24 protein-coding genes are annotated in these 24,510 nt (G+C 40.8%); 7 read left to right on the top strand and 17 right to left on the bottom strand.

The genetic code is table 11. The features are described from left to right. Positions 1–18: 18 nt before the first annotated feature. The 9 genes from HMPREF2607_RS05465 to uvrA all read right to left on the bottom strand — a co-directional run bounded on the left by HMPREF2607_RS05465 (position 19) and on the right by uvrA (position 7,296). Entirely contained in the window at positions 19–1,080 is a 1,062-nt protein-coding gene (locus HMPREF2607_RS05465; RefSeq protein WP_070476253.1) for a M24 family metallopeptidase, read from the bottom strand. A gap of 132 nt (positions 1,081–1,212) precedes the next feature. Beyond that, a complete protein-coding gene (locus HMPREF2607_RS05460; RefSeq protein ID WP_230318862.1) occupies positions 1,213–1,935 on the bottom strand; it encodes a hypothetical protein in 723 nt (240 codons plus the stop codon). Beyond that, positions 1,925–2,746, bottom strand: coding sequence for an ABC transporter ATP-binding protein (locus HMPREF2607_RS10525; protein WP_070476251.1), 822 nt, complete (start codon positions 2,744–2,746; stop codon positions 1,925–1,927). The genes HMPREF2607_RS05460 and HMPREF2607_RS10525 overlap by 11 nt, the downstream gene beginning before the upstream one ends. Before the next feature lie 137 nt (positions 2,747–2,883). Next, the gene (locus tag HMPREF2607_RS10520; RefSeq protein WP_186821387.1) at positions 2,884–3,036 is read right to left on the bottom strand and encodes a hypothetical protein; all 153 of its coding nucleotides are present in this window, start codon (positions 3,034–3,036) and stop codon (positions 2,884–2,886) included. An 11-nt stretch (positions 3,037–3,047) separates the two neighbouring features. Beyond that, entirely contained in the window at positions 3,048–3,197 is a 150-nt protein-coding gene (locus tag HMPREF2607_RS10515) for a hypothetical protein (RefSeq protein ID WP_021152571.1), read from the bottom strand. A gap of 37 nt (positions 3,198–3,234) precedes the next feature. Beyond that, entirely contained in the window at positions 3,235–3,369 is a 135-nt protein-coding gene (locus HMPREF2607_RS05450; RefSeq protein WP_037599086.1) for a bacteriocin, read from the bottom strand. A 439-nt stretch (positions 3,370–3,808) separates the two neighbouring features. Next, positions 3,809–3,958: a hypothetical protein gene (locus HMPREF2607_RS10510; RefSeq protein ID WP_175057795.1), complete on the bottom strand. Its 150-nt coding sequence runs from the start codon at positions 3,956–3,958 to the stop codon at positions 3,809–3,811. Positions 3,959–4,132: 174 nt separating this feature from the next. Continuing rightward, positions 4,133–4,375 carry a DUF3923 family protein gene (locus tag HMPREF2607_RS05440; RefSeq protein WP_037602605.1) on the bottom strand — a complete coding sequence of 81 codons (243 nt, stop codon included), beginning with the start codon at positions 4,373–4,375 and terminating at the stop codon, positions 4,133–4,135. A gap of 95 nt (positions 4,376–4,470) precedes the next feature. Further along, complete coding sequence (gene uvrA / locus HMPREF2607_RS05435; RefSeq protein WP_070476247.1) at positions 4,471–7,296, bottom strand: excinuclease ABC subunit UvrA; 2,826 nt, start codon at positions 7,294–7,296, stop codon at positions 4,471–4,473. Positions 7,297–7,589: 293 nt separating this feature from the next. Between uvrA and HMPREF2607_RS05430 the strand changes: the two genes are divergently transcribed. The 3 genes from HMPREF2607_RS05430 to HMPREF2607_RS05420 all read left to right on the top strand — a co-directional run bounded on the left by HMPREF2607_RS05430 (position 7,590) and on the right by HMPREF2607_RS05420 (position 10,273). After that, entirely contained in the window at positions 7,590–8,534 is a 945-nt protein-coding gene (locus tag HMPREF2607_RS05430; RefSeq protein WP_021143614.1) for a magnesium transporter CorA family protein, read from the top strand. A 69-nt stretch (positions 8,535–8,603) separates the two neighbouring features. Then, entirely contained in the window at positions 8,604–9,275 is a 672-nt protein-coding gene (locus HMPREF2607_RS05425) for a DUF1129 domain-containing protein (protein ID WP_014635046.1), read from the top strand. A gap of 116 nt (positions 9,276–9,391) precedes the next feature. After that, positions 9,392–10,273: a DUF4300 family protein gene (locus HMPREF2607_RS05420; protein WP_037620143.1), complete on the top strand. Its 882-nt coding sequence runs from the start codon at positions 9,392–9,394 to the stop codon at positions 10,271–10,273. A gap of 122 nt (positions 10,274–10,395) precedes the next feature. Here HMPREF2607_RS05420 and rpsR read toward each other — a convergent pair whose 3' ends face one another. Genes rpsR through rpsF form a run of 3 tightly spaced genes read right to left on the bottom strand, consistent with a single transcriptional unit; the run spans position 10,396 to position 11,497 of the window. Continuing rightward, positions 10,396–10,635, bottom strand: coding sequence for a 30S ribosomal protein S18 (rpsR, locus tag HMPREF2607_RS05415; protein WP_000068665.1), 240 nt, complete (start codon positions 10,633–10,635; stop codon positions 10,396–10,398). Between the two features lie 41 nt (positions 10,636–10,676). Continuing rightward, positions 10,677–11,195 (bottom strand): single-stranded DNA-binding protein, encoded by a 519-nt coding sequence (locus HMPREF2607_RS05410; RefSeq protein WP_002891844.1) that lies wholly within the window; start codon positions 11,193–11,195, stop codon positions 10,677–10,679. An 11-nt stretch (positions 11,196–11,206) separates the two neighbouring features. Next, positions 11,207–11,497, bottom strand: coding sequence for a 30S ribosomal protein S6 (rpsF, locus tag HMPREF2607_RS05405; RefSeq protein ID WP_003093185.1), 291 nt, complete (start codon positions 11,495–11,497; stop codon positions 11,207–11,209). 203 nt (positions 11,498–11,700) lie between these two features. On the opposite strand from rpsF, the gene HMPREF2607_RS05400 reads away from it, so the two are divergent. Continuing rightward, complete coding sequence (locus tag HMPREF2607_RS05400; RefSeq protein WP_070476245.1) at positions 11,701–12,654, top strand: hypothetical protein; 954 nt, start codon at positions 11,701–11,703, stop codon at positions 12,652–12,654. 1,176 nt (positions 12,655–13,830) lie between these two features. After that, on the top strand, positions 13,831–14,982 hold the full coding sequence (gene mutY / locus HMPREF2607_RS05395) for an A/G-specific adenine glycosylase (protein WP_021143610.1): 1,152 nt from the start codon (positions 13,831–13,833) through the stop codon (positions 14,980–14,982). A 143-nt stretch (positions 14,983–15,125) separates the two neighbouring features. Here mutY and HMPREF2607_RS05390 read toward each other — a convergent pair whose 3' ends face one another. The 3 genes from HMPREF2607_RS05390 to polA all read right to left on the bottom strand — a co-directional run bounded on the left by HMPREF2607_RS05390 (position 15,126) and on the right by polA (position 19,749). Next, entirely contained in the window at positions 15,126–15,326 is a 201-nt protein-coding gene (locus HMPREF2607_RS05390) for a Blp family class II bacteriocin (RefSeq protein ID WP_021143608.1), read from the bottom strand. Between the two features lie 269 nt (positions 15,327–15,595). Next, on the bottom strand, positions 15,596–16,693 hold the full coding sequence (locus HMPREF2607_RS10505; RefSeq protein WP_021143607.1) for a DUF6287 domain-containing protein: 1,098 nt from the start codon (positions 16,691–16,693) through the stop codon (positions 15,596–15,598). A gap of 416 nt (positions 16,694–17,109) precedes the next feature. Continuing rightward, positions 17,110–19,749: a DNA polymerase I gene (gene polA, locus HMPREF2607_RS05380; RefSeq protein WP_021143606.1), complete on the bottom strand. Its 2,640-nt coding sequence runs from the start codon at positions 19,747–19,749 to the stop codon at positions 17,110–17,112. 232 nt (positions 19,750–19,981) lie between these two features. On the opposite strand from polA, the gene HMPREF2607_RS05375 reads away from it, so the two are divergent. Then, positions 19,982–22,330 (top strand): endonuclease MutS2, encoded by a 2,349-nt coding sequence (locus HMPREF2607_RS05375; RefSeq protein WP_021143605.1) that lies wholly within the window; start codon positions 19,982–19,984, stop codon positions 22,328–22,330. Between the two features lie 101 nt (positions 22,331–22,431). On the opposite strand, the gene HMPREF2607_RS05370 is transcribed toward HMPREF2607_RS05375, so the two are convergent. Together HMPREF2607_RS05370 and zapA are read right to left on the bottom strand one after the other, a co-directional pair. Further along, entirely contained in the window at positions 22,432–22,974 is a 543-nt protein-coding gene (locus HMPREF2607_RS05370; protein WP_021143604.1) for a CvpA family protein, read from the bottom strand. Further along, positions 22,971–23,285, bottom strand: a complete 315-nt coding sequence (zapA, locus tag HMPREF2607_RS05365; protein WP_004183554.1) for a cell division protein ZapA — start codon at positions 23,283–23,285, stop codon at positions 22,971–22,973. The genes HMPREF2607_RS05370 and zapA overlap by 4 nt, the downstream gene beginning before the upstream one ends. 316 nt (positions 23,286–23,601) lie before the next feature. Between zapA and rnhC the strand changes: the two genes are divergently transcribed. Then, entirely contained in the window at positions 23,602–24,492 is an 891-nt protein-coding gene (gene rnhC, locus HMPREF2607_RS05360) for a ribonuclease HIII (RefSeq protein ID WP_037620139.1), read from the top strand. Positions 24,493–24,510 lie beyond the last annotated feature (18 nt).

The following is a 24,510-nucleotide window of genomic DNA, read 5'->3' as shown; positions in this document are numbered from 1 at the left end:
AAAGTATTCCTCCAAATCTTAGAGAACAATCAATTCCTTAGGCGCAAGGGTAATCAATTCACAACCATTTTCTGTGATAATGATGTCGTCTTCGATACGGACACCATATTTATCAGCCAAATAAACACCTGGCTCGTCCGTCAAGACCATACCAGCTTCGATGGTTTCATCAGAATTACCAAAGTAAGGAATCTCGTGAATGTCAAGACCAATACCGTGTCCGATACCATGTGTAAAGTAGTCACCGTACCCCGCTTCGACAATAACATCACGCGCAACCTTATCATAGTCACGACGTGTCATGCCAGCCTTAGCCGCATCAATCAAAGCCTGATTAGAACGTAGAACGATATCATAAATTTCACGCTCCTCATCAGTAGTGTCACCAATATGGATAGTACGAGTCATATCGCTAACGTAGTGGTTGTAGTAGCATCCAAAGTCCATAGTCAAGGTCTCACCAGATTGAATAACCTTTTCTGAAGCAACCCCGTGAGGCATAGCTGAACGGTAACCTGAAGCAATGATAGACTCAAAGGAAATCCCTGAAGCTCCGTACTCGCGCATACGGAAATCTAAGAAGTTTGCCACTTGTAGCTCTGTTGTTTGACCTGGTTTAATGAACTCAAGCACATCTGTAAAGGCACGGTCTGAGATAGAACAAGCCTTACGGATAGTTGCCAATTCTTTTTCGTCCTTGATCATACGCAACTCTTCCATGAAGTTGCTTTGTGGTGACAAAGTGTAGCCTTCAAAAATCGCTTGAAGACCTTGGTAGTAAGCAAATGACACCTGATTATCGAAACCGATAGTTTCAAGTTTATCAGCTTCGATAATTTTAACAATATCCTTAAGTGGATCCTTACTTTCGATAATATCAAAGCCATGCACAGATTGTTTGGCAATGAGGGTATAACGTGAATCCGTTAAGAAGAGGCGACGATTCTTAGTAATGAAGACAGTCGCATTTGTCCCCCAGAAATCTGTTAAATAATAGATATTTTTTTGTCCTGTCACCAACAAGGCATCAAGGCCTGATTGGGCAAGTTTGGCATCAAATCGTTCAAGTCTACGTTGCATTATGAATTACTCCTTTGGTATTTTAGGTTAATTATACCAAATTTTCAGACTTTAAAGGATTAAATTGACATTTTAGAGTGTTTTTTTGATGTCATAAAGAAAAAGCCAGATGAAACTCTGACTTTATTAGCATTATACAAAGGCTCGCTTTTCGTAGATAGTTGGCATAAAAAGGAGCAAAATCATAGTCCAAACAAACAAAACAAAGGCTTCGCGAAGATTAAAGAACCCTTGACCACTAGTAAAGACTGCTCGCATAAAACTAAATGGCACATAAGTCATCAGCTTAGTCATGGTATCCCCTAAACTAGCCAAATAGAGCGTGAAGAAAGTCATTCCTGTCACTCCAAAATAAGCCGTTACAAAGGCCGTTAAGGTATTCTTCACAAACAAGACAAGCAAAGAGGAAATCATATAAATAAAGGCTCCATAGAGTAGAAAATCAATATAGATGCCTCTGATATAATCCCACAAAGGAAAATCTACATGTTGCACAGAATACTTGTAGAAGGCCAACTCCAAAACCAAAATAGTAGCAGCAACTATCGATAACACAAGGAAACTTAAAAGTTTTCGAAGAATAACCTCGCGTCCAGATAAGGAAGACACCCGAATCATATTAATTGTTCGATTCTGAAATTCTCGTCCAAGACTAGACACTGCTAGATAAGCAAAGACGATATCCACGATAAAGGAATAACTGGCAATAATCGCTGATGGCCCAAGGTAATCTCCCTTATAGCCATCACATAAGATTACAATTGCACCAATCAATGCTACCAATCCAAGACAAATAAAAACACTCCTTGTCACACATTCCTGCTTTAAAAATACCGTTCTCAATTTACTTTTCATTGAATAGCACCTCACTTAATCCTTCTTTTTCATAAGTAAAAGGAATCCCCTCCCGATCCATAACCTGCTTAACAGCTGCCAACCCTTTGACTAAGATGTCATGCTTTTGTCGTTCAAAAGGTATACCATTTAATTTGAGTAGGGTCATTAATGACTTCAAACTTAAATCCTCAGTATAAATCTTATATTTGACATTATCACTGTCATCTAAGTAAATCAGCTTATGATTCTTCAACAAATAATTTTTCGTACAAACCTGTTCAAGATTAGACAGGATATGACTTGAGATAATAAAGGTTAGACCATGGTTTTTAGCTAACTTTTTAATTAATGTGAGGAGACTGTTGATTCCATTAGGATCCAAACCATTTGTAGGCTCATCAAGAAGGATGAGTTCATCTGAAGCAATTAAGGTGATAAACAAACCCACACGTTGCTTCATTCCCAAAGACAATTTAGAAGCCTTGCGTTTAAGATAGACTGCCACCTCCAACTCGTCTTTATAACGGTCAATCAACGCGTAATCTTTACTGTACAATTTACAATAGAATTTAAGGTTAGCTTCAACAGTCATGTTAGGATATAGAGCTGGAGCTTCAATCAGGGCTCCTACAGTTTTTGTTTTTAAGTCAATAATATCCTTGGGTCCTGCCAAGATACCTGAGACTAGTTTCATCAGGGTCGTCTTCCCTGCACCATTATTACCAATCAAACCAGCAATATCCCCCTTCTCTAACGTGAACGAGATATTATCCAAAACGGTTTGCTTTCCAAAACTATAGGTTAAGCCTTTCACCGCTAGCACTGTCATGTATTTACCTTTCTTTGTTTAAATATATTTCTAATATAAATCTTTAACATCCAAGTGAATAGTTCACTTGGACGATGAAAACTTATAACTCTTATTCTTTTTAACTCTCATGAAAATAGGAGTTATTTAATAACCTGCTATCTTATTTTTCTCAGTTTTAAAATCTCAACTGCAATATAACTTACTTGTCCAACTCCATAACCAATGTCATATGCTACATTTCCCCCGATAATTTCAGAAAGCTTATCAAAGGTTAAAGAATCAAATCTATTCATCGCCATTGTATCCATATATATTCCCCTTAACCTCTAAATCCATCTACAAATCCACGACCAAAATCATAAACCGTGTGAGTAACTACTCCGACTCCATATCCTACAGATGAGTAAATACTTCCACCAACTACAATTGCTAAATCTTTAATATCAATTTTTTGAAATGTATTTTTCATGTTCTCTCCTATTCTTTATTTCATTGACTTCGACTACCTACCACGCTTGACGAAAACCTTTTACAAATTCGTTAATAACGTACTTACCATATTTAACTGGGTTGAAACCACCACTGATTTGCTCTAAATCATCATTGGACAACACCGTAAATAATTGTTTTTCTTCTAACATTACAAAGCTCCTTTCTAAATAAAATTCTAAGGTTAGCTCTCTCGGCAGCTCTTAGCTACTAAGTCCAAGCTATGACTTCATTATAAGAGCTTAACGAAATAAAAAATAGTGACATAAATGTCACCATTCCATAAGATTAAAGACAAAAAGAAAAGGCTAAGCAATAAACTCAACCTAAGACTATAGTAATCAACAGAGAAAATCATTTCTCCTTATCCTTACTCGCTACTCTAAGCGCAAACAAAGAAAAAGCTAGCGAAAGTGTTGACCAGACGAGACAATGGTCAATAAAGGCAACGCCTTCGGTGAAACTTAACGTAGCATTTATCATCACAATAAATAGCCAGACGATCACGATAACAATGCTTAAACTTCTAATAAGATTATTCTTCTGTTTATCCATATTTCTCTTTCCCATATCTGGTGCTCATGGTAACTTCTAATCGCCATAAGGAGGTCTTCTTTTCAACCACCATTTGTTCCAACCCAATCGTTCAGGTAAGGTTTGAGGTTTAGATACAAAACCACCCCCTGTAACACTTTCTAAGATTTCAGCATTGAGCTCTTCACCATATGCCTTAGTTCGCATTCTTATTTCTCCTTTCTTTTCAAAAATAAATACAGCAATGACCACTTGGACTATACAAAGATTTAGTCGTCTTGGAGACCTAGTGGATTTGGGTATAAGGTCATTATAAGTTCTCCCTTTTCAAAAAAATAGTGACATAAATGTCACTACCACTGAACACAAAAAGACAGGCCTTTATAAGACCTGTTCCAAAACTTGTTTATTTCTACGGTGTTTCAGAATAAGATAAAAAATTACTTCAAAAAGGAGAAAACTAAAATAAATTCCTAAAACATAAAGCAAAGTTTCCCATTTATCTGTTGCTGATTGAAAATGGCCATGATGATCCACTGTACGGATGCTAATTAAAAGACAAATATCTAGAAATAGGGCTAGAAGAATACCATTAAAGCCTATAAAAAAACGCTTTTTAACCATAGTCTGACTCCTGTATGTTTTTTCTTAACCATAGAATAGCAAGCTCAACTTAAACCAGCCTAAAGCAAAAAAAGACTCAGAGAGCCCTTTTTCCTTTATGTCAATTTTTCTTTCAAATATTGTCCTGTGTAGCTTTTTGAAACAGCTGCTACTTCCTCTGGAGTCCCTGTAGCTACGATGGTACCTCCACCGACACCGCCTTCAGGACCCAAATCAATGATGTGGTCTGCGGTCTTGATAACATCTAGATTGTGCTCAATCACGAGAACAGTGTTGCCATCATCCGCAAAACGCTGAAGCACCTTCAAAAGACGAGCAATGTCATCCGTATGGAGACCCGTCGTCGGTTCATCCAGAATGTAGAAGGACTTCCCAGTAGAGCGTTTGTGCAACTCACTAGCCAGTTTCATACGTTGAGCCTCACCACCTGATAAGGTTGTTGCTGGTTGTCCCAGAGTCACATACCCGAGCCCCACGTCCTTGATTGTCTGCACCTTACGAGCAATCTTAGGGATAGCCGCAAAGAAGTCAACTGCGTCATCAACTGTCATATCCAGAATTTCAGCAATATTTTTCCCCTTATAACGAACTTCTAAGGTCTCAGAATTATAGCGTGTGCCATGGCAAACCTCACAAGGGACATAGACGTCAGGCAAGAAATGCATCTCAATCTTGATAATACCATCACCAGAGCAGGCTTCACAACGGCCGCCCTTGACATTGAAAGAGAAACGTCCCTTCTTGTAACCGCGAATCTTGGCCTCATTGGTTTGGGCAAACAGATCACGAATATCGTCAAAGACGCCCGTATAAGTCGCTGGATTAGAACGAGGTGTACGCCCAATTGGACTTTGGTCAATATCAATCAAACGCTCGATATACTCGATTCCTGTCACTGATTTGTGTTTACCAGGTTTCTCACTATTTCGATTAAGCTCTTGGGCAATCTTTTTCTTGAGAATTCCGTTAACCAAAGTCGATTTTCCCGAACCAGAAACACCAGTGACTGCAATCAACTTTCCAAGTGGAAACTTGACAGATACATTCTTAAGGTTATTTTCACTAGCACCTTTAACCTCGATAAAACGACCATTACCTACACGACGTTCCTGAGGAACAGGAATTGATTTTGCACCTGACAGATATTGCCCGGTGATTGAATTCTTGTTCTTAGCAACTTCCTCTGGGGTTCCTAAGGCCATGATTTGACCACCAAAAGCACCAGCACCAGGTCCCACATCAATAAGCCAGTCAGCCTCACGCATAGTATCTTCATCATGCTCCACCACAATCAGGGTATTGCCCAAGTCACGCATCTTTTTAAGACTTGATATCAAGCGATCATTGTCACGCTGATGAAGCCCAATAGAAGGCTCATCCAAAACATATAGGACTCCAGAAAGGTTAGAGCCAATCTGTGTCGCCAAACGGATACGCTGACTCTCACCCCCAGAAAGGGTTCCGGCCATACGAGAGAGGGTCAAATAATTAAGACCTACATTATTAAGGAAAGTCAAGCGATCCTTGATTTCCTTAACAATTGGACGAGCGATCACTCCTTCATTTTCACCTAATTCCAGGCTATCAATTTCCTGAAGATGATCTGAAATAGACAAATCAGAGATTTGACCAATATTTAGGCCATTCTCACCACCAACACGAACCGAGAGAGCTGCTTCATTAAGACGATAGCCATGACAAGTTGGACATGACAACTCATTCATATAACCTCGCATGACATTGCGAGTGAAATCACTATTGGTCTCGTGGTAGCGACGATTAATATTAGTCACAACCCCTTCAAAAGGAATGTCAATATCACGCACCCCACCAAAATCATTAACATAATGGAAGTGGAATTCGCGGTCCTCAGATCCATAGAGGATCAAATCCTGTTCTTCTTTTTTCAGATTTTCAAATGGTGTATCCATATCCACGCCGAACTGCTCCATGGCCTGCTCAAGCATAGCTGGATAATAGTTGGATGATATAGGATTCCAAGGCGCCAGAGCACCCTCACGCAAGGTTTTACTAGCATCAGGGATAACCAAATCCATATCAACTTCCAGTTTATTACCCAAACCATCACAGGTCGGACAAGAGCCAAACGGTGCATTGAATGAAAAGAGACGGGGCTCCAACTCTGGCACTGTGAAGCCACAAACCGGACAAGAATAATGCTCTGAGTAAAGCAACTCATTATCATCCATAGTATCCACAATCAAGTAACCATCTGCTAAACGAAGGGCCGCCTCCACCGAATCAAAGAGACGACTACGGATACCCTCCTTATTTACCAAGCGGTCTACAACCACTTCGATATTATGCATCTTAGACTTGGACAACTCTGGCACTTCTGTGACATCGTAAATCTCACCATCTACACGAACACGAACATAACCGTCTTTCTGTACACGCTCAAAAACAGCCTTGTGTTGCCCTTTCCTACGACGAACAATTGGTGCCAAAATTTGCATACGTGTACGCTCTGGAAGGGCTAGAACCTCGTCAACAATCTGTTCCACAGAGGACGACTGAATGGCTCCATGACCATTAGGACAATAGGGGACACCCACACGTGCATAAAGGAGACGAAGATAGTCATTAATCTCCGTTGCCGTCCCGACCGTCGAACGAGGGTTTTTGCTTGTTGTTTTCTGATCAATGGAGATGGCAGGACTCAAACCATCAATCGAGTCCACATCAGGTTTCTCCATATTACCCAAAAACTGACGGGCATAAGCCGAGAGACTTTCAACATAACGACGTTGCCCCTCTGCATAGATGGTATCAAAGGCCAAGGAAGACTTCCCAGAACCTGACAAACCCGTAACCACTACCAGTTTATCACGTGGAATCTCCACATCGATATTTTTTAAATTGTGAGCTCTTGCTCCATGAATCACTAACTTATCTTGCATATTTTAAGAGACCCTAACCCAGAAGCTACGGCCACTCCTTTCTACAGACGGAGGGAAAATCCATCCCGACTTTCTCTCATATTATAACAAAATTTCAATTTATCCAGCCCAAAAATGTTTCAAATGTAGTATAATATTGGAGTGTCTAAAAAAGGCAAGGAACATCGTCCCAAGCCTCATTTGACAGCACTAAAATAGCTAAGAGCAGTGTTTATTGGACTTAAAAGCGATTGTAAAAATCCTTTTGTAATCAAGGCGCTAGCGCTTACCTAATGACAAAGGAGGGGTTCCCATTGAAACAAATGTTCTTATCCACCGGAAAAGAATTCAAAGAAATTGAAACATTCGAGCCTGGTGCTTGGATTCATTTGGTGAACCCTTCCCAAGAAGAAGCCATGAAGGTCGCAGAACGTTTTAACATTGATATTCAAGACCTCCGTGCCCCTCTGGACGTGGAAGAAACATCACGTATCGATGTCGAAGATGACTACACCCTGATTCTGGTCGACGTCCCAACCCAAGAAGAGCGTAATAACAAAAGCTACTACGTCACTATTCCATTGGGTATCATCGTTACCGATGAGGTGGTTGTTACAACCTGTCTCGAGGACATCAGCCTCATGGACAACTTCCTCAACCACCGTGTACGTAACTTCTACACCTTTATGAAGACCCGTTTTGTCTTTCAGATTCTCTATCGCAATGCTCAACTCTTCCTAACCGCCCTACGTTCTATCGACCGTCAGAGCGATAAATTGGAAGCTCAGTTGGAAAATGCGACTAAAAACGAGCACTTGATTGACATGATGGAATTGGAAAAATCCATTGTCTATCTAAAAGCCTCACTTAAGATGAATGAGCGAATTGTCAAAAAGCTAACAGGTAACGCCTCTAGCTTGAAGAAATATATCGAGGACGAGGATCTCTTGGAAGATACACTGGTCGAAACCCAACAGGCCATTGAGATGGCAGGTATCTATGAAAATGTCTTGAATGCCATGGCTGAAACCTCTGCTTCTATCATCGGCAACAACCAGAACACTATCATGAAGACACTCGCTCTCATGACTATGGCTCTGGACATCCCAACCGTTATCTTCTCCGCCTACGGTATGAACTTTAAAAACAATTCTATGCCTCTAAACGATTTAGATAACGCCTTTTGGGTCATCTTCTTCATGGCAGCCTTCGGGTCATCCTGCGTTGTTATCTACTTTATCAGGAAAAAATGGTTCTAACATAGAGCCTCTTCTTTTCCCTAAACTACAAAACTAAAAAAATAATACTATTTATCGAAAGGTCATCTCATGGACATCCAAAAACTCACCAAGAAAAACCAAGAATTTATCCACATCGCAACTAACCAACTCATCAAAGATGGTAAATCAGACCAAGAAATCAAAGACATTCTTGGCAATGTCATTCCTGAACTTATCGAAAATCAAAAAAAAGGAATTACAGGACGTGGACTCCTTGGTGCTCCAACTGTTTGGGCTGCTAGTTTCTCTCCTGAAAAACACCATAAACCTGAAACTGGTAAGCCTAACAAAGAAGTGCCAGAAACAGATAAAACACCTTGGAAGATGTGGCTTGATACCTCACTCTTCCTTCTAGCCATCGTTGCTATCATGAACGCAATCTTTGGTTTCTCAGGTACACAAACTAGCTACGGTCTCACAACCCTTCTTTCAGTGTCATTCATTGGAGGCCTTGCTATGTATACCCCTTATCACTACATCTACCGTCACAATAACAAACCAAAAGAAGAACGTCCAAAATGGTGGTTCAGCATGACCGTCATCACACTCTCTTTTATTGCATGGTTTGCTCTCTTTAGTCTTACAGCCCTTCTTCCAAGCTACCTTAACCCTGGTCTTTCACCAATTGTGATCCTTATCATTGGTGTCATCGCTGGTGTTGCCAAATACTTCTTCAAACGTCACTACAACGTTCAAAGTACTTACGCACCTGCATCTTAATCATTCTCAACCTCAAGCACCTTTATGGGTGCTTTTTTACGTCAGAAATCTTGACACAGTTGGCTATTCTATACTAAAATGTTAAAGTTAATAGACAAAAGAAAGAATTCCAATAGATGCGTATCAAATTCCCTCTACTAATCATTGCTTGCTGCCTACTACTTATGGCTTGTGGCCACAAGAATACTCAGAAAAACTATCAAGCTTACTATAGTTTTAACAATGTGACGACTTCTACTCAGGAAAAACAGCTAGCAAAAGCCTTAAAAAGCAAGGGCATTCCGACAAAAGACTGGGACAATCTAGCCCCTTATATTAGTCGTTACAATCAGGAAAATACAAACCTCCAACCTGTTGTCAAAAAATGGACTCAAAGTAAAATCGGCAAGGATCAAAATCAATTCGTCACCTTCCTTAATGAAAAAACTTTCGAAGATAACAAATCACATTTTACTGATGACTTAAACTGCCGACGAACATCGTTCCTCCTTCTTCATGATCTTATCACAAGTTCAGAGGACCTCACCAAATTAGACCTCCCCCTTCAAAATGAATTTATAGATCTTAAGTCACGCCACAAAGATCTAACTGCCAAAGATCAAGCTCTCTATAGTCTCCTCTTTGGGGATAATATCAGCTATCAGTCTACGGATGACCTCCTTAAAGCTTGGAAAAAAGCTGGACTCAAGTTTCCAGAAAAGGTTAAACTCCTCTCAGTCTTTCAAAATAGCCCTGGTGATGTCAGCAATTTCCACACGGCTATAGCTTACGAAAAAAACAGCAGTATCTATGTCTTTGAAAAACAGGACCCTACACTTCCTTACAGGTGGAATCGCTTCAACAATTGGGCAGACATCAAAACACACTGGTTATCCAACCGCTTCAAGGTCTTCAAAGACAATGTCGATATCCTCGTTAACGACCAAAAATTTGATGATTTCTTAGAAAACACACTCTATATACCACAAAACAACCAACTAGCTCCTCAAGACGAATGAGAAGGCCAGTTGGTTGTTCTTTTTCCCTAAAGTATAAAATAAAACTCAGCACACAAGCCTAAAAAGAAAAAAGCCCACAAAATCTAGGCAGAAAAAAACACCCTCTGTCGAGGGTATTATTTTTAGTCTTCGTTTACGTAAGGCATAAGTGCCATAACGCGAGCGCGTTTAATCGCTGTTGTTACTTTACGTTGGTTTTTAGCTGAAGTTCCTGTTACACGACGTGGAAGAATTTTACCACGTTCTGAAACGAAACGGCTAAGAAGCTCAGTATCTTTGTAATCAACATATTCGATTTTGTTAGCTGCGATGTAATCAACTTTTTTACGGCGTTTGAATCCGCCACGACGTTGTTGAGCCATGTTTATTTCTCCTTTATATATTTAATTCGTTTTGTCCATTCTTAGAATGGGAGATCGTCATCTGAAATATCCATTGGATTTGAATTACCAAATGGACTCTCATCACGACCGAAGTTTGGTGTAGATTGCGCAGGTTGTGATCCACCAAATGAACCACCAGTTGAAGCTCCACCACCGAATGAATTTGAATTATCAAATCCTCCAGCGTTGTAAGAACCACCACTGTGACCTTCACGTGCCGCACGGCTTTCCAACATTTGGAAATTATCAGCGACAACTTCAGTTACGTAAACACGTTGACCTTGTTGATTTTCATAGTTACGAGTCTGAATACGACCTGTAATTCCAATCAATGCGCCTTTCTTAGCCCAGTTAGCCAAATTTTCAGCTTGCTGGCGCCAGATAACACAGTTAATAAAGTCTGTTTCACGTTCACCATTAGCACCCTTGAAGTTACGGTTAACCGCAAGGCTGAATGTTGCAACAGCAACGTTACTTGGTGTATAACGAAGTTCCGCATCACGGGTCATGCGACCAACGAGTACGACATTATTAATCATAATTTACCTTCTTACGCGTCAAGTTTAACGATCATGTGACGAAGAATGTCACCGTTGATTTTTGAAAGACGGTCGAACTCGTTAAGAGCTGCATCGTCGTTTGCTTCAACGTTAACAACGTGGTAAAGTCCTTCACGGAAATCTTGGATTTCGTATGCAAGACGACGTTTTTCCCAATCTTTTGATTCAACAACAGTTGCACCGTTGTCAGTCAAGATAGAATCGAAACGTGCTACCAAAGCGTTTTTAGCTTCTTCTTCAATGTTTGGACGAATGATATAAAGAATTTCGTATTTAGCCATTGATATTTTCCTCCTCTTTTGGTCTAATGACTCATGGTCTTTCGCCACGAGTAAGTGAGGTGCACTCACAAGATATAATTCTACCAAAGTTTGAAGGATAATGCAAGGGAAAAGTGAATAGATAGAAATTTGAATCGCTAAGAGAAAAATTAAGCCTTATGAGTCGTCTTTTCTCCGGCCAAACTTCATGCTAAAATAAGAGAATGCTTTATCATAAAAAGAAATTAGGAGAAAAACTAGGGCTTCCAACCTTTAACCACTACTATAATATTCCTATTACTTCCCTAGAATATGATTTAAAAAACTTAGGTCCGAGTGACGTCTACATTATCACTTTCAAACAGGACAATAACCTCTTTGTTGTTGACATAACACATCAGCTTGGTCATACCAGTCATTTTGATACCGTCTCCCTCTTTGAACTAGACAAGCTCTTATCTGGTATCGCTGCTGTTCCTTTAGCCGCTGTCCAAAACATACAAATCTTGTCCTTTCCAGACAAGTTACACTCTCTGAACCCTAGTCAACGTCTAAAAAATCTCGTTGCTCTTTACTACAAGGATGCAGAAATCATGCGTTACTTCAAGACGACTAAAAATACCGGTGATCAGGTGACAAGATATCAATTAGATGCTGAACGACTAGAAAGACAAGGTAAGAGTTTTGACTTCTTCAAGTACGTCAGCCGTGGCAAAATACGAGAAGAAGACGGTCTAGCGGAAGTGTCTAGCAAGGACTACGACTTCATTCCTGATTTTCACCCCTTCTTAACCTCACCAAGAAGCCAGCAGGTTTTAAGCGTACCAGTAACCTACTTTGATGACAAAACGAAACAGACCGCCAAAATAGACATCATGGGGTGGTATATCAAGGACCAGCAACTTAAGATTCGTTGGAAACCCAAGTACATGCGCAAACGTCGATGGCGCTCATCACGTATCTCAGTTGATATCGTGACCGACAACTACTTCTTCCAAGGACAAATCTATAGAGACAGTAGTGCCCCCATATTTCTGAACAACCTAAACTTCGATAGTAAAATCCCTAAGAGTTTCCTACCGCATCTTAAAAATCAATACCAAATCTTTATGACTCTAGTAAAAGAACAAAAAAGGCTTGCTCTCCTACGGAAGGTTCGGTTGAACAAAAAGGACTAAGAGTCTCTCACTAAAATCCACTAATATTCAACATATCAAAAAGCTCATTCTTACACGCTAGAATGAGCTTTTAAGATTCTTCAATTGTCATTAGAACATCCTTTTGGAATTTTGTAAAAAATATTTTCATAAGGAGGAGTCATTGTGTGTCACCATTTTTATACCTAGCAATCATAGATTACCTCCATCAACTTACAAACAACTTTCAAGCATTGTAAATTTTCTATTACATCGGTATCACTCCCTAAGCTATTTTATGCAATAACTTGAAGTGTCTCCATTTTTATAACGTCCTAAATTCATCATCATAGTAATCACCTCTGATTCATATGATTTGAGACCTATCTCCCCATTGACCACTCAATGAGGTTTACTTGTCGCCGTTCTTATAACGACTTACATCAAACATCAACATAAGCGTCACCTCGGTACTTTGTTACAAGATTTAAGCATTTAACTTTTGTCGATAGATTACTCATTTGGCATTGGTATCACTCCTTAAGCTATTTTACGCAACAGCTTAAGTGTCTCCATTTTTATACCTACTAACATTTCTCATGAGCTTTACCTCACTTTTCTTAAGTTAACAGATTTGAGTTTGGTTTTCGACTTCTGGTGGTATCACTCCCTTGTAGCTATTTTATGCAACATTATTAATCGCCGTTTTTATACCTACTCATATTTTTCATGAACTCACCTCGTTCATCTTAAGAATATAGGATTTACGTTTCGTGTGGCATGGGTATCACTCCTTAGGCTATTTTACGCAACAACCTATGTGTCTCCATTTTTATACCTACTAACATTTCTCATGAGCTTTACCTCACTTTTTGACGTTAATCTTGAGTTTAGCTTTCGATTTCTGGTGGTATCACTCCCTTGTAGCTATTTTATGCGACTGAATTAATCTCCGTTCTTGTACCGCCCTACTGTCATGCGGTCACGCTCCTCAGAGATGATTGGTAAAGTTATTTGTTTTGCCTACTGTTTTGTTTAGAGATCTTAGTCTCCGTTTTTGTACCTTGAAATATTTACTCTCACCATGGCTCTTACCTCCTTGATGAATCCTTATCTTCTTTACACTTTTAGTATAATGTAAACGCTTACTTTTGTCAATCTTTTTAACAGAAAAACGCATAATTTTTTGAAAAAAGATTTCTTTGCTACAATAGAGACATGTTAGATTTAAAAGAATACGGCATTGTCATGTGGGACGCTGAGAAAATCGCGTCTTTTCGTCGCACCCTCCTGGACTGGTACGATCGAGAGAAACGAGACCTCCCCTGGCGTAGGACTAGAAATCCATACTATATCTGGGTCAGTGAAATCATGCTACAACAAACCCAGGTTCAGACTGTTATTCCCTATTACGAGCGCTTTTTAGACTGGTTCCCAACAGTTAAGGATTTGGCCGAAGCCCCAGAAGAGAAGCTTCTCAAAGCTTGGGAGGGACTAGGCTACTATTCACGTGTCCGAAACATGCAAAAGGCTGCGCAACAAATCATGGATGACTTTGATGGTCAGTTTCCAGATACATATGAAAACATTGCCAAACTCAAGGGCATCGGACCCTATACTGCTGGTGCTATTTCTAGCATTGCTTTTGGGCTCCCAGAACCTGCTGTTGATGGTAATGTTATGCGGGTTATGGCTCGTCTCTTTGAGGTTAACTACGATATCGGAGACGCCAAAAATCGTAAGATTTTCCAAGCGATTATGGACATTTTGATTGACCCTGACCGTCCAGGTGACTTTAACCAGGCGCTTATGGACCTTGGGACTGATATCGAGTCAGCTAAAAATCCAAGACCCAACGAAAGCCCTATTCGCTTTTTCTGTGCAGCCTATCTCAATGGAACTTATGACAAATACCCCATCAAATTGCCAAAGAAAAAGCCTAAACCTATGCAAATTCAGGCTTTTATTATCAGAAATGCAAAGGGTGAATTTCTGCTCGAAAAAAATATCGAGGGACGTCTGCTAGGTGGTTTCTGGTCCTTCCCTATCATGGAAACAGACTTTATTAGCCAACAACTCAGCCTTTTTGAAAAGGATGATAGTATTCTCGAGACAGTCTCTCAAAAAGCTATTTTTGAGAAAGATTATTCCCTCAAACCAGAGTGGTCTAGCAATAATTTTGCACCCGTAAAGCATACCTTCAGCCATCAAAAATGGACCATCGAAATGGTGGAAGGCAACGTTAAGAACGGTAAACCTACTTCCGATAAGGAGCTACGCTGGGTGGCTAGTCAAGACTTTGACCAGTTCCCAATGGCCACACCACAGAAGAAGATGATTAAAACTTATGAAGACAGTAAAAAAGGATAGCATTGTGTGCTACCCTTTTTCTTATACATCAAGTTTATCGTGCTTACGGCCTCGCAAAGCAAGGTATACTTTTGAAAGAACTACTCCCAAAAAGATATAAAACAATTCCAAATAAGTCACATTTTTTGACATCAAAAATTCAATCATACCCAACACAACGCTCCGTAACTTACTGCTCCTCCAGCTAATCCCAATAAAGCTCCTCCTGGGCCACTAGTGATAAGACCCGTGATACTTGTTCCGAGGGCTGCCTTAGCTGCATTGTTCCAACTACATCCACCACCTACAACCACTGATAATTCCTGATGTGTCAATACTTGTTGTGTCATTTCTGATGTTTTCAATATATTTTCTCCTTATTAATACTAATTTTTCTATTTATGGTAATTGTGAGTTGCAAATCTCTTAGTGTCCTCACTAATCACTAAGAGATATCCTAAAATTAACTGTCTATTCTATCTCCTTTCATTTTAAAGACAACTGTCGCTAGCTCTCAGTTATATCCTTAAGTTATGCTTTTATTATAGGTAAGATGGCCAATAAAAAATAGTGACATAAATGTCACTATGGAGGACAAAAAAGCCGAAACGTTTAAGTTTCGGCTTGAAAATTATTAATCGACTTTATAGAAGAAGTAACTGTCGTCAGTGGTTCCATAAATTGACTGACCACTCCAGATGCGGTCCTTACTTTTATCTGACTGATCATCAGCTTTCTCATTTGGTGATGATGTTACAGAACCGGTCAAGGCTACTCCTTTGGGTAAGAATGCAATCATTCCACCACCAGGACCAACTTCTTTTGGCACAAGTCCTGCTTTAAAAAAGCCATCAGCAATTTTACCATATTCAATTGCTACTTTCTCAGTATCACTCACTAACCCATTTTTATCAAAGGTCATCGTATAGCCTTTGCCATTCTTCCAAGTTCCAGCGATACTTGAAAAATCACCATTTTGGATAGCATTGATATCCATACCAGTCTCTTTGTTTGACTTGCTATCGCTACTGCTTGCTTCTGTCTCGTCACTACTTGAGTCGTCAAAGTCATACCAGTCTTCGGAAGACAAATCGAAAGTCTGAGCGTTACCTAGGCCAACCTTACTGGCACCGTCAGTTGTATCAGACATGCTGAAATCAACTGATTGAAGCTGGCTAAAGGCACCATCTTTAATTTCATAGGTCTCAGCTTTGGCCTCAGGTCTCATACGTTGGAATAGTTGGCAGTAAATCGTACCATCTTTATAGAATTTCATGGTGCTCAAGTAACCACCCTTGGCAAAGGTTCCAGCACTTTTGGCAAATACAGGCTTATCATCATTATCAAGATAATAAAGGGCATGAACACTGTCAGGAGTACCAATCAAAAGCTCAGCTGAGCCATCACCGTTGATGTCTACATAACTATATTGCACGTTTTCTCCTGCTCTTTTAGCATCAAAAATAGTGCTAGTCGCATAAGCTTCGTCAGACGAAAGATCACTTGGAACAGCTGATGTATCGCCGTTCAGAGCAATAGGGCGATAGAGATCCAAGACTGAAGCATAGAGCTCATCGTAGCTCACTTCCTCCGTTTCAGATGAATCACCACTCACTTGTTCAGACTTAGAAGCGCTGTCGCCTGAGCCTGAACCACCCGTATTTGTTGCGTTACAAGCTGTCAGCAAGAACAAACTTGATAAGAGCGCAAATCCTGTTAATTTCTTTTTCATAACTATCCTTTCATAAGAAACGACCTAATATAAATATTAAATCATTTAAATCTCTCTGACATTATGTTAACAATTGTATGGTTGATAAGTCAAGTATTTTTTGAAAAATTAATTTATATTTATTTATCAAGAACACTTATATAATCATAGCTTTCACTATAATCCAACAATTCCATCCTCAATTAAATTAGAGTTTTGATTAAAATGTCTAGATATTAATTAGTGATTCTTTTTTCATTTACAAATATCTGCATCAAAAAAAGCCGAACCTCAGTCCTGCTTTCATCTGTCTATTTCTACTTGGTCATAAAGTAGGTGATAATCACCAATACTGCTACGATAGCTAGGACAACGGCCAGGAATCCTAGCATGTAACGCAAGAGAAAGTAGGTAAATGGAAAATTTTCTTTCATGTTTTACTTTGCCTCATACCATGTACGGCCGTCATTCTCATCTGCAATGAGTGGGACAGCGAGTTCGACTGCAGCTTCCATGGTTTCTTTAACCAAGGCTTTCATCGCTACAAGTTCATCGTTTGGCACCTCAAGGACGATTTCATCGTGCACTTGGAGGAGCATCTTAGTTTTGTAGCCACCTTCTACCAAAGCCTTGTCTAAGTTAATCATAGCAATCTTGAGGATATCAGCGGCACTTCCTTGGATAGGTGAGTTGATGGCTGTACGCTCTGCGAAGTTGCGAACATTAAAGTTACGAGAATTGATATCTGGCAACTCACGACGGCGGTGGAAGAGAGTTTCTACGTAGCCCTTATCCTTAGCTTCACGAACCACATTATCCATATAGGCTTTGATACCAGGATAACGCTCAAAGTAGGTGTCGATATACTCCTTGGCCTTTTTACGGCTAATGCCAAGGTTATTAGAAAGTCCGAAGTCAGAAATGCCATAAACGATACCAAAGTTAACAGCCTTGGCGTTACGACGGTCGTTAGGTGTGACATCCTCTGGCTTTTCAATGCCAAAAACACGCATGGCTGTAGAGGTATGGATATCTGCCCCTTCTTTAAAAGCAGCAATCAAATGCTCATCTCCCGAAATGTGGGCAAGCACGCGCAACTCAATCTGTGAGTAATCCGAGCTTAAAAGCACTGCGTCCTCAGTCGATGGGACAAAAGCCTTACGGATGAGACGACCTTGCTCCAAGCGAACAGGGATATTTTGCAAGTTTGGATCCACTGATGAGAGGCGACCTGTCTGAGTTAGATCTTGCACATAACGTGTATGGATCTTGCCATCCTCAAGGATATAATCCTGAAGCCCCAAGACATAGGTAGACTGAAGCTTAGTGATTTGGCGGTACTCCAAAATCTTAGCTACGATTGGAGCAATTGGTGCCAAACGTTCAAGGACATCAACAGCTGTCGAGTAACCGGTCTTGGTTTTCTTAGTGTATTCCAAAGGTAGTCCCATCTTTTCGAAGAGGATGACACCCAACTGTTTTGGCGAGTTGATATTAAACTCTTCGCCCGCCATCTCATAGATTTCTTGAGTCAATTTATCGATGACTACTTGGTTTTCCACTGCCATCTCGTTAAGGGTTTGTCCCTTAACCTTAATACCAGCGATTTCCATCTTAGCTAGCACATTTGCCAGTGGTAACTCCATATCAAAGAGGAGCTCTGATTGGCCGTGTTCAGCCAATTTTTCAAGCATGACAGGTTTAGCTACCTGAAGGACCTTGACTTTTTTAGCTAGGTGGCTGAGCAAGACCTCTTTTTCAGGCACGGCACGTTTAGCCCCCTTACCATAGACCACTTCATCTGTTTCAAGCGGCAAGTCTGTATAGAGACGGGCAATGGTTGACAATTCATTGTCCTCAACGGTTGAGAGGAGATACTTGGCCAGACGTGCATCAAAATTAGCCGTAGGCAAGTCAATGCCTAGATGACTCAAAAGGACCTTACTGCGCTTGAAATCGTAGATATTAACAGCTTTAGAAAGAGCTGCCTGGAAGGCGTCTGATTTGAGGAGGTCAGTATCTGTAGATGCATAAATCTGCTTGTCATTCCCCCAAGCAAAACCAATGATAGGCTCCGTGTGATAATTCTCACCAAGAATTTCAAGATAAAAGAAATCATCAGGGCTGAAGTGATCTTCTGTCACTTGGCTTGGCTCAGTATAGGCCACATCAAAATCTTGTGGCACAGCCTCTCCACCAAGGGCATTTTTAAACTGAACAAAGCCCATCTCGTCATAAAAGGCTGCCAATTTTTCAAGGTCAGGTCCCGTAAAGGCCGTATCATCTAGGTCAATTTCAATAGGAGACTGGGTATCAATAGTCGCCAGGGTCTTAGAAAGAAAGGCTTGATCCTTGTCGTTGATGAGATTTTCCTTCATCTTAGACTTCTTCATCTCATCGATGTGGTCATAGATACCTTCAAGGGAACCGTGTTCCAAGAGGAGCTTGAGACCTGTCTTTTCACCAATCTTAGTCACTCCTGGAATATTATCAGACTTATCACCCATAAGGGCTTTAAGGTCAATGAATTGCATTGGGGTAATCCCCATTTTCTCCATGAGGTAGTCAGGTGTGAAGGCTTCAAACTCAGCCACACCTTTTTTCGAAATCTCAACGACTGTATTTTCGTCAGTCAGCTGAATCAAGTCTTTATCCCCAGAAACAACTGTGATTTGGTAGTTCTCACTGGTATTTTCAGCCATCTTAGCTAAGGTACCGATAATGTCATCTGCTTCGTACTGAGCCAAGTCATAATAGGCGATGCCACGTGCAGCCAACATCTCACGGATATAAGGGAACTGCTCACGGAATTCCTCTGGAGTCTTGGCACGACCAGCCTTATAGTCCGCAAACATCTCTGTACGGAAAGTTGTTTTACCAGCATCAAAGGCTACCAAAACATGGGTCGGCTGGATTCGCTCAAGTAGGTTGTCCAACATGAGGTGGAAACCGTAGATGGCATTGGTATGAAGGCCGTTATTGTTACGAAAACGGTCAATTTGATTATAGAGTGCGAAAAAGGCACGAAAGGCAACGGATGAACCGTCGATTAGGAGTAATTTTTTCTGATTAGTCATAGGTTTATTATAGCATAGATGGGAGCATTGGTTTTAATTGAAAATCTCTTATTTTAGGGAGACTCTTTTGTAAAATAGTCGTTCAAAAATAAAAAACTTCAAGGAAAATTGTTCAGAGATAAACTGTAAAAATAGCCAGTCAACATCTGATGACAAAAGCCCGCTTATAAAACTATCTCAAGCATTTCCCACCTCCACCCCCCCTATAATCAAATGTGTTATAATAGGAGCTATGAACACAAAGATTTTAGACCAATTAGAATTTAACAAGGTCAAGGACCAGTTCACAGAATACCTGCAGACTGAACAGGCTCAGGCGGAGTTGCGTGACTTGGTACCTATGACCAATCCAGAAAGAATTCAAAATCAATTTACAGAAATTCAAGAAATGGCAGAGATTTTCGTAGAGCACCATGGCTTTGCCATTGGTAGCTTGCGAGATATTTCTGAGCCCTTGCGTCGTTTGGAACTGGATGCTGACCTCAACATTCAGGAGCTCATTGCCATCAAGAAGGTGCTGCAAGCTTCTGCTGACCTCGGTCGCTTTTACGCTGACCTTGAAAATGTAGAGCTCATCGCCCTTAAACGTCTTTTCGAAAAGATTGAAGCCTTCCCAAGTCTCCAAGGTAGCCTTCAAAGTATCAATGATGGTGGTTTTATTGAGCATTTTGCTAGCCCTGAGTTGCAAAATATTCGTCGTCAACTTAAATCTTGTGATGATGCCATTCGCCAGACCTTGCAAGACATTCTCAAGAAATCTGGCCACATGTTGGCTGAAAGTTTGATTGCTAGTCGTAACGGTCGTTCGGTGCTTCCTGTCAAAAATACCTACCGTAACCGTATTGCTGGGGTTGTGCATGACATCTCAAGCTCTGGAAACACAGTATATATCGAGCCACGTGCCGTTATCCAGCTCAACGAAGAAATTACACAATTACGTGCAGACGAACGCCACGAGATGGCTCGTATCCTGCATGAACTGTCTGATCAACTGCGTCCACAGGCTGCTGCAATTGCCAACAACGCTTGGATTTTGGGCCACATGGACTTCATTCGAGGAAAATACCTCTATCTCCATGATAAAAAAGCGGTTATTCCAAAGATTAGTGACAATCAAACACTACAACTACTTAACGTTCGTCACCCTCTTTTGGTCAATCCTGTAGCTAACGATTTGCACTTTGATGAGGACCTTACGGCCATTGTCATCACAGGTCCCAATACTGGTGGTAAGACCGTCATGCTTAAAACGCTAGGACTAGCACAACTAATGGCTCAATCTGGTCTGCCAATTTTGGCTGATAAGGGCAGCCGTGTAGCCATTTTCCAAGAGATTTTTGCGGATATCGGAGATGAACAGTCTATCGAACAGAGTTTGTCAACATTCTCTAGTCACATGACCCACATTGTTGAGATTCTGAATGCTGCCGACAGTAACAGTCTGGTCTTGGTCGATGAGCTTGGGGCTGGTACCGACCCTCAGGAAGGAGCTAGTCTAGCCATGGCAATCTTAGAGCACCTCCGTTTAAGTCAGATTAAGACCATGGCTACCACTCACTATCCTGAGCTTAAGGCCTATGGGATTGAGACGCAACATGTGGAAAATGCCAGCATGGAGTTTGACACAGCGACTTTAAGCCCTACCTATCGTTTTATGCAAGGGGTTCCTGGTCGTTCTAATGCCTTTGAAATTGCTCGACGCCTCGGTTTGAATGAGATTATTGTCAAGGAGGCAGAAAACCTCACTGATACTGATAGTGATGTCAACCGTATCATCGAGCAACTTGAAGCCCAAACTGTGGAAACACAAAAACGTCTGGAACACATCAAGGACGTGGAGCAAGAGAACCTTAAATTCAACCGTGCGGTCAAGAAACTCTATAACGAATTCTCCCATGAATACGACAAGGAACTCGAAAAGGCTCAAAAAGAAATTCAAGAGATGGTTGATACCGCTTTGGCTGAGAGCAATAGTATTCTCAAAAATCTCCACGATAAGAGTCAACTCAAACCTCATGAAGTTATCGACGCCAAAGGAAAACTCAAGAAACTTGCCCCACAAGTGGACCTCTCTAAGAATAAGGTCCTTCGTAAGGCTAAGAAAGAAAAGGCTGCGCGTGCCCCTCGTGTTGGAGATGATATCATCGTTACCGCCTATGGGCAACGGGGTACCCTTACCAGTCAAGCCAAAAATGGTAACTGGGAAGCTCAGGTCGGTCTCATCAAGATGACCCTCAAGGCAGACGAATTCACTCTGGTTCGTGCCCAAGCTGAAGCCCAACAACCTAAGAAGAAACAGATTAACGTGGTTAAAAAAGCCAAGAAGACATCTGGCGGTCCTCGTGCCCGTCTAGACCTTCGTGGGAAACGTTACGAAGAAGCTATGCAAGAGCTTGATGCCTTTATTGACCAAGCCCTACTTAATAACATGAGTCAGGTGGACATCATCCACGGTATTGGTACAGGTGTCATCCGTGATGCTGTTACCAAATATCTCCGCCGTCATCGCCATGTTAAAAGTTTTGAATATGCCCCACAAAGTGCTGGTGGTTCCGGATGTACCATTGCAACCTTAGGGTAAAAATAGATAAGAAAGACTGAGACCTTGTGTTCAGTCTTTTTTCATATGTTACCAAAACAAAGAACAAAAAGCCTCCCTTAATCAAGGAAGACTTCTATTTTCTATATCACACTTGTCCACAAGTGCTGAATAATCTGACTAACTGGAAAATTCCAATTAATCAAAAGGCGCAAAACCCAGCTAGATGACAAGACCGTTTGAATGTTATTCATGGGAACAGTCGCAAGAATATTCCCAAACATAGTCAAAGGCACAAGACTCACTAAGGAGGCCAAGACACCACCTACCACTTGGTAACGTCTCTGATCAAGTCGCTCAATTCTCACAAAATGGAAGAAAATCCCAAGAAAGCGCAAACCATAATAAGCCACACAGTAAATAGCAAAATAGGCAACACCTGCATAATAGACTCGGTCAAGCGAAAAGATGTTCTGATCTTTAAAGAAAGCTATACTAGCATCTTTGGTTGGATTGGTATAAGGTATCCAAAGATTGATAGCCTCTCCTAGCGACCGGTAAAAGTAGGCCGCTACACACATGGCAATAATGACTGAAACCACGTAATAAGCTTGCATAAAGAGGCCTCGACGGTAGCCAATGTAGAAATTCCAAGCCACGATAGCTAAGACAAGGAGTCCAATCATGCGTCATCCTCATCGTCATTTGTAGCTGTCGCCTTGACCTTAAGTTGTTCAAGTTGCTTAGCTCTCAACGTTTCCAACTCTTTTTCCATATCTTCAACTTGGATTTCACGTTCCAACTGAGTCGACAAAGAATTGATAGCCATTAGGATAGCAATCGTTTCATTGTCAGCGTTTTTCATCTGCTCTTTGATAATTTTATATTTCTCGTGGGCAACACGCTCAACCTCTTCCATGAATAGGTTATCTTTATCAGTTGTTAGCGTGAGGTTCTTCTCTCCAAAATGAAATTTGTAACGGTTCTTATTTGCCATTTGCTTGTTAGCTGCCAATCAATGGTGGTCACGGATTCGCCACCGCAGCTTCTCCTTATTTTATTGCTTTTATATCGCCATTTTTTAGCAAGATTCAGACACTTACTCTGAGGCGTGTTCGACACTTAAATGCCAACCTATTTCTTCTAATTGTGGAAAAAAGAGCAGGGTTAGGCATTCTCTTTTTAATCATTATATCCTAAATTTTAACTTTCGTAAATTTTAGACTTTGCACTTCTCTAGAAAAATAATTTTCAGGGATTCCGAGTCTGTAAAATATCTACCAATTCTCCTTTTTTGTGCTAAAATAGATTTCATGGGCACAATCGTATTAAAAATGACAGCAGAGCAGATTTCGACACTCCAGAAGGACCTAGCAAGCTATGCGACTGCGACTAAAAATCCTTATGCAAGTTTTTCAGCCAAGGTCGATGGAATAAGTGTCATCGCCTATACTTCAGGAAAGGTAACTTTCCAAGGTGCTAAACCAGAAATCCTAGCTAGCCGTTTTGGATACCAAGCTAAACCTAAGCATTCACCTGATGGGCAAAACCTAGCCCTAATTGGATCAGACGAAGTCGGAAATGGCTCCTATTTTGGTGGTCTAGCTGTTGTAGCTAGTCTAGTTACCCCAGCTGACCATGCCTTTTTGAAATCTCTAGGAGTTGATGATTCTAAAAATCTTAACGATATCAAGATTCGTCAGATTGCACCTATTTTGGAGGAGAAAATTCCTCACAAAGCACTCCTTCTTTCGCCTAGAAAGTACAATGAAGTGGTTGGAGACGGTAAGAGTCATAATGCTGTGTCCGTTAAAGTAGCCCTCCATAATCAGGCTATCTTCCTATTGTTACAATCAGGTGCTAAACCAGATAAAATTGTCATTGATGCCTTCACCAGTGAGAAAAATTATCAAAAATACCTCAAGAATGAACGTAATCGCTTTGACTTTCCTATTACTTTAGAAGAAAAAGCCGAAGGTAAATACCTAGCTGTTGCGGTGAGTTCTATCATCGCTCGCAATCTCTTCCTGGAAAATCTGGACAAACTCAGCCAAGAGGTTGGCTACACCCTTCCTTCAGGTGCTGGTGCTAAATCTGACCAGGTCGCAACTAAGCTTCTTCAAGCCTACGGAGATCAGGCTCTCCAAGCTACTGCTAAATATCATTTCGCCAATACCAAAAAAGCCTACCAACGCTTAAAATAACCCTGAAAGGCCTTAACT

The organism is Streptococcus sp. HMSC078H03, assembly GCF_001808655.1.
GTDB classification, from domain to species: Bacteria; Bacillota; Bacilli; order Lactobacillales; family Streptococcaceae; genus Streptococcus; species Streptococcus salivarius_G.
Note: the sequence above shows the minus strand (reverse complement) of the source record. Positions and strands in the feature narration are given on the sequence as shown.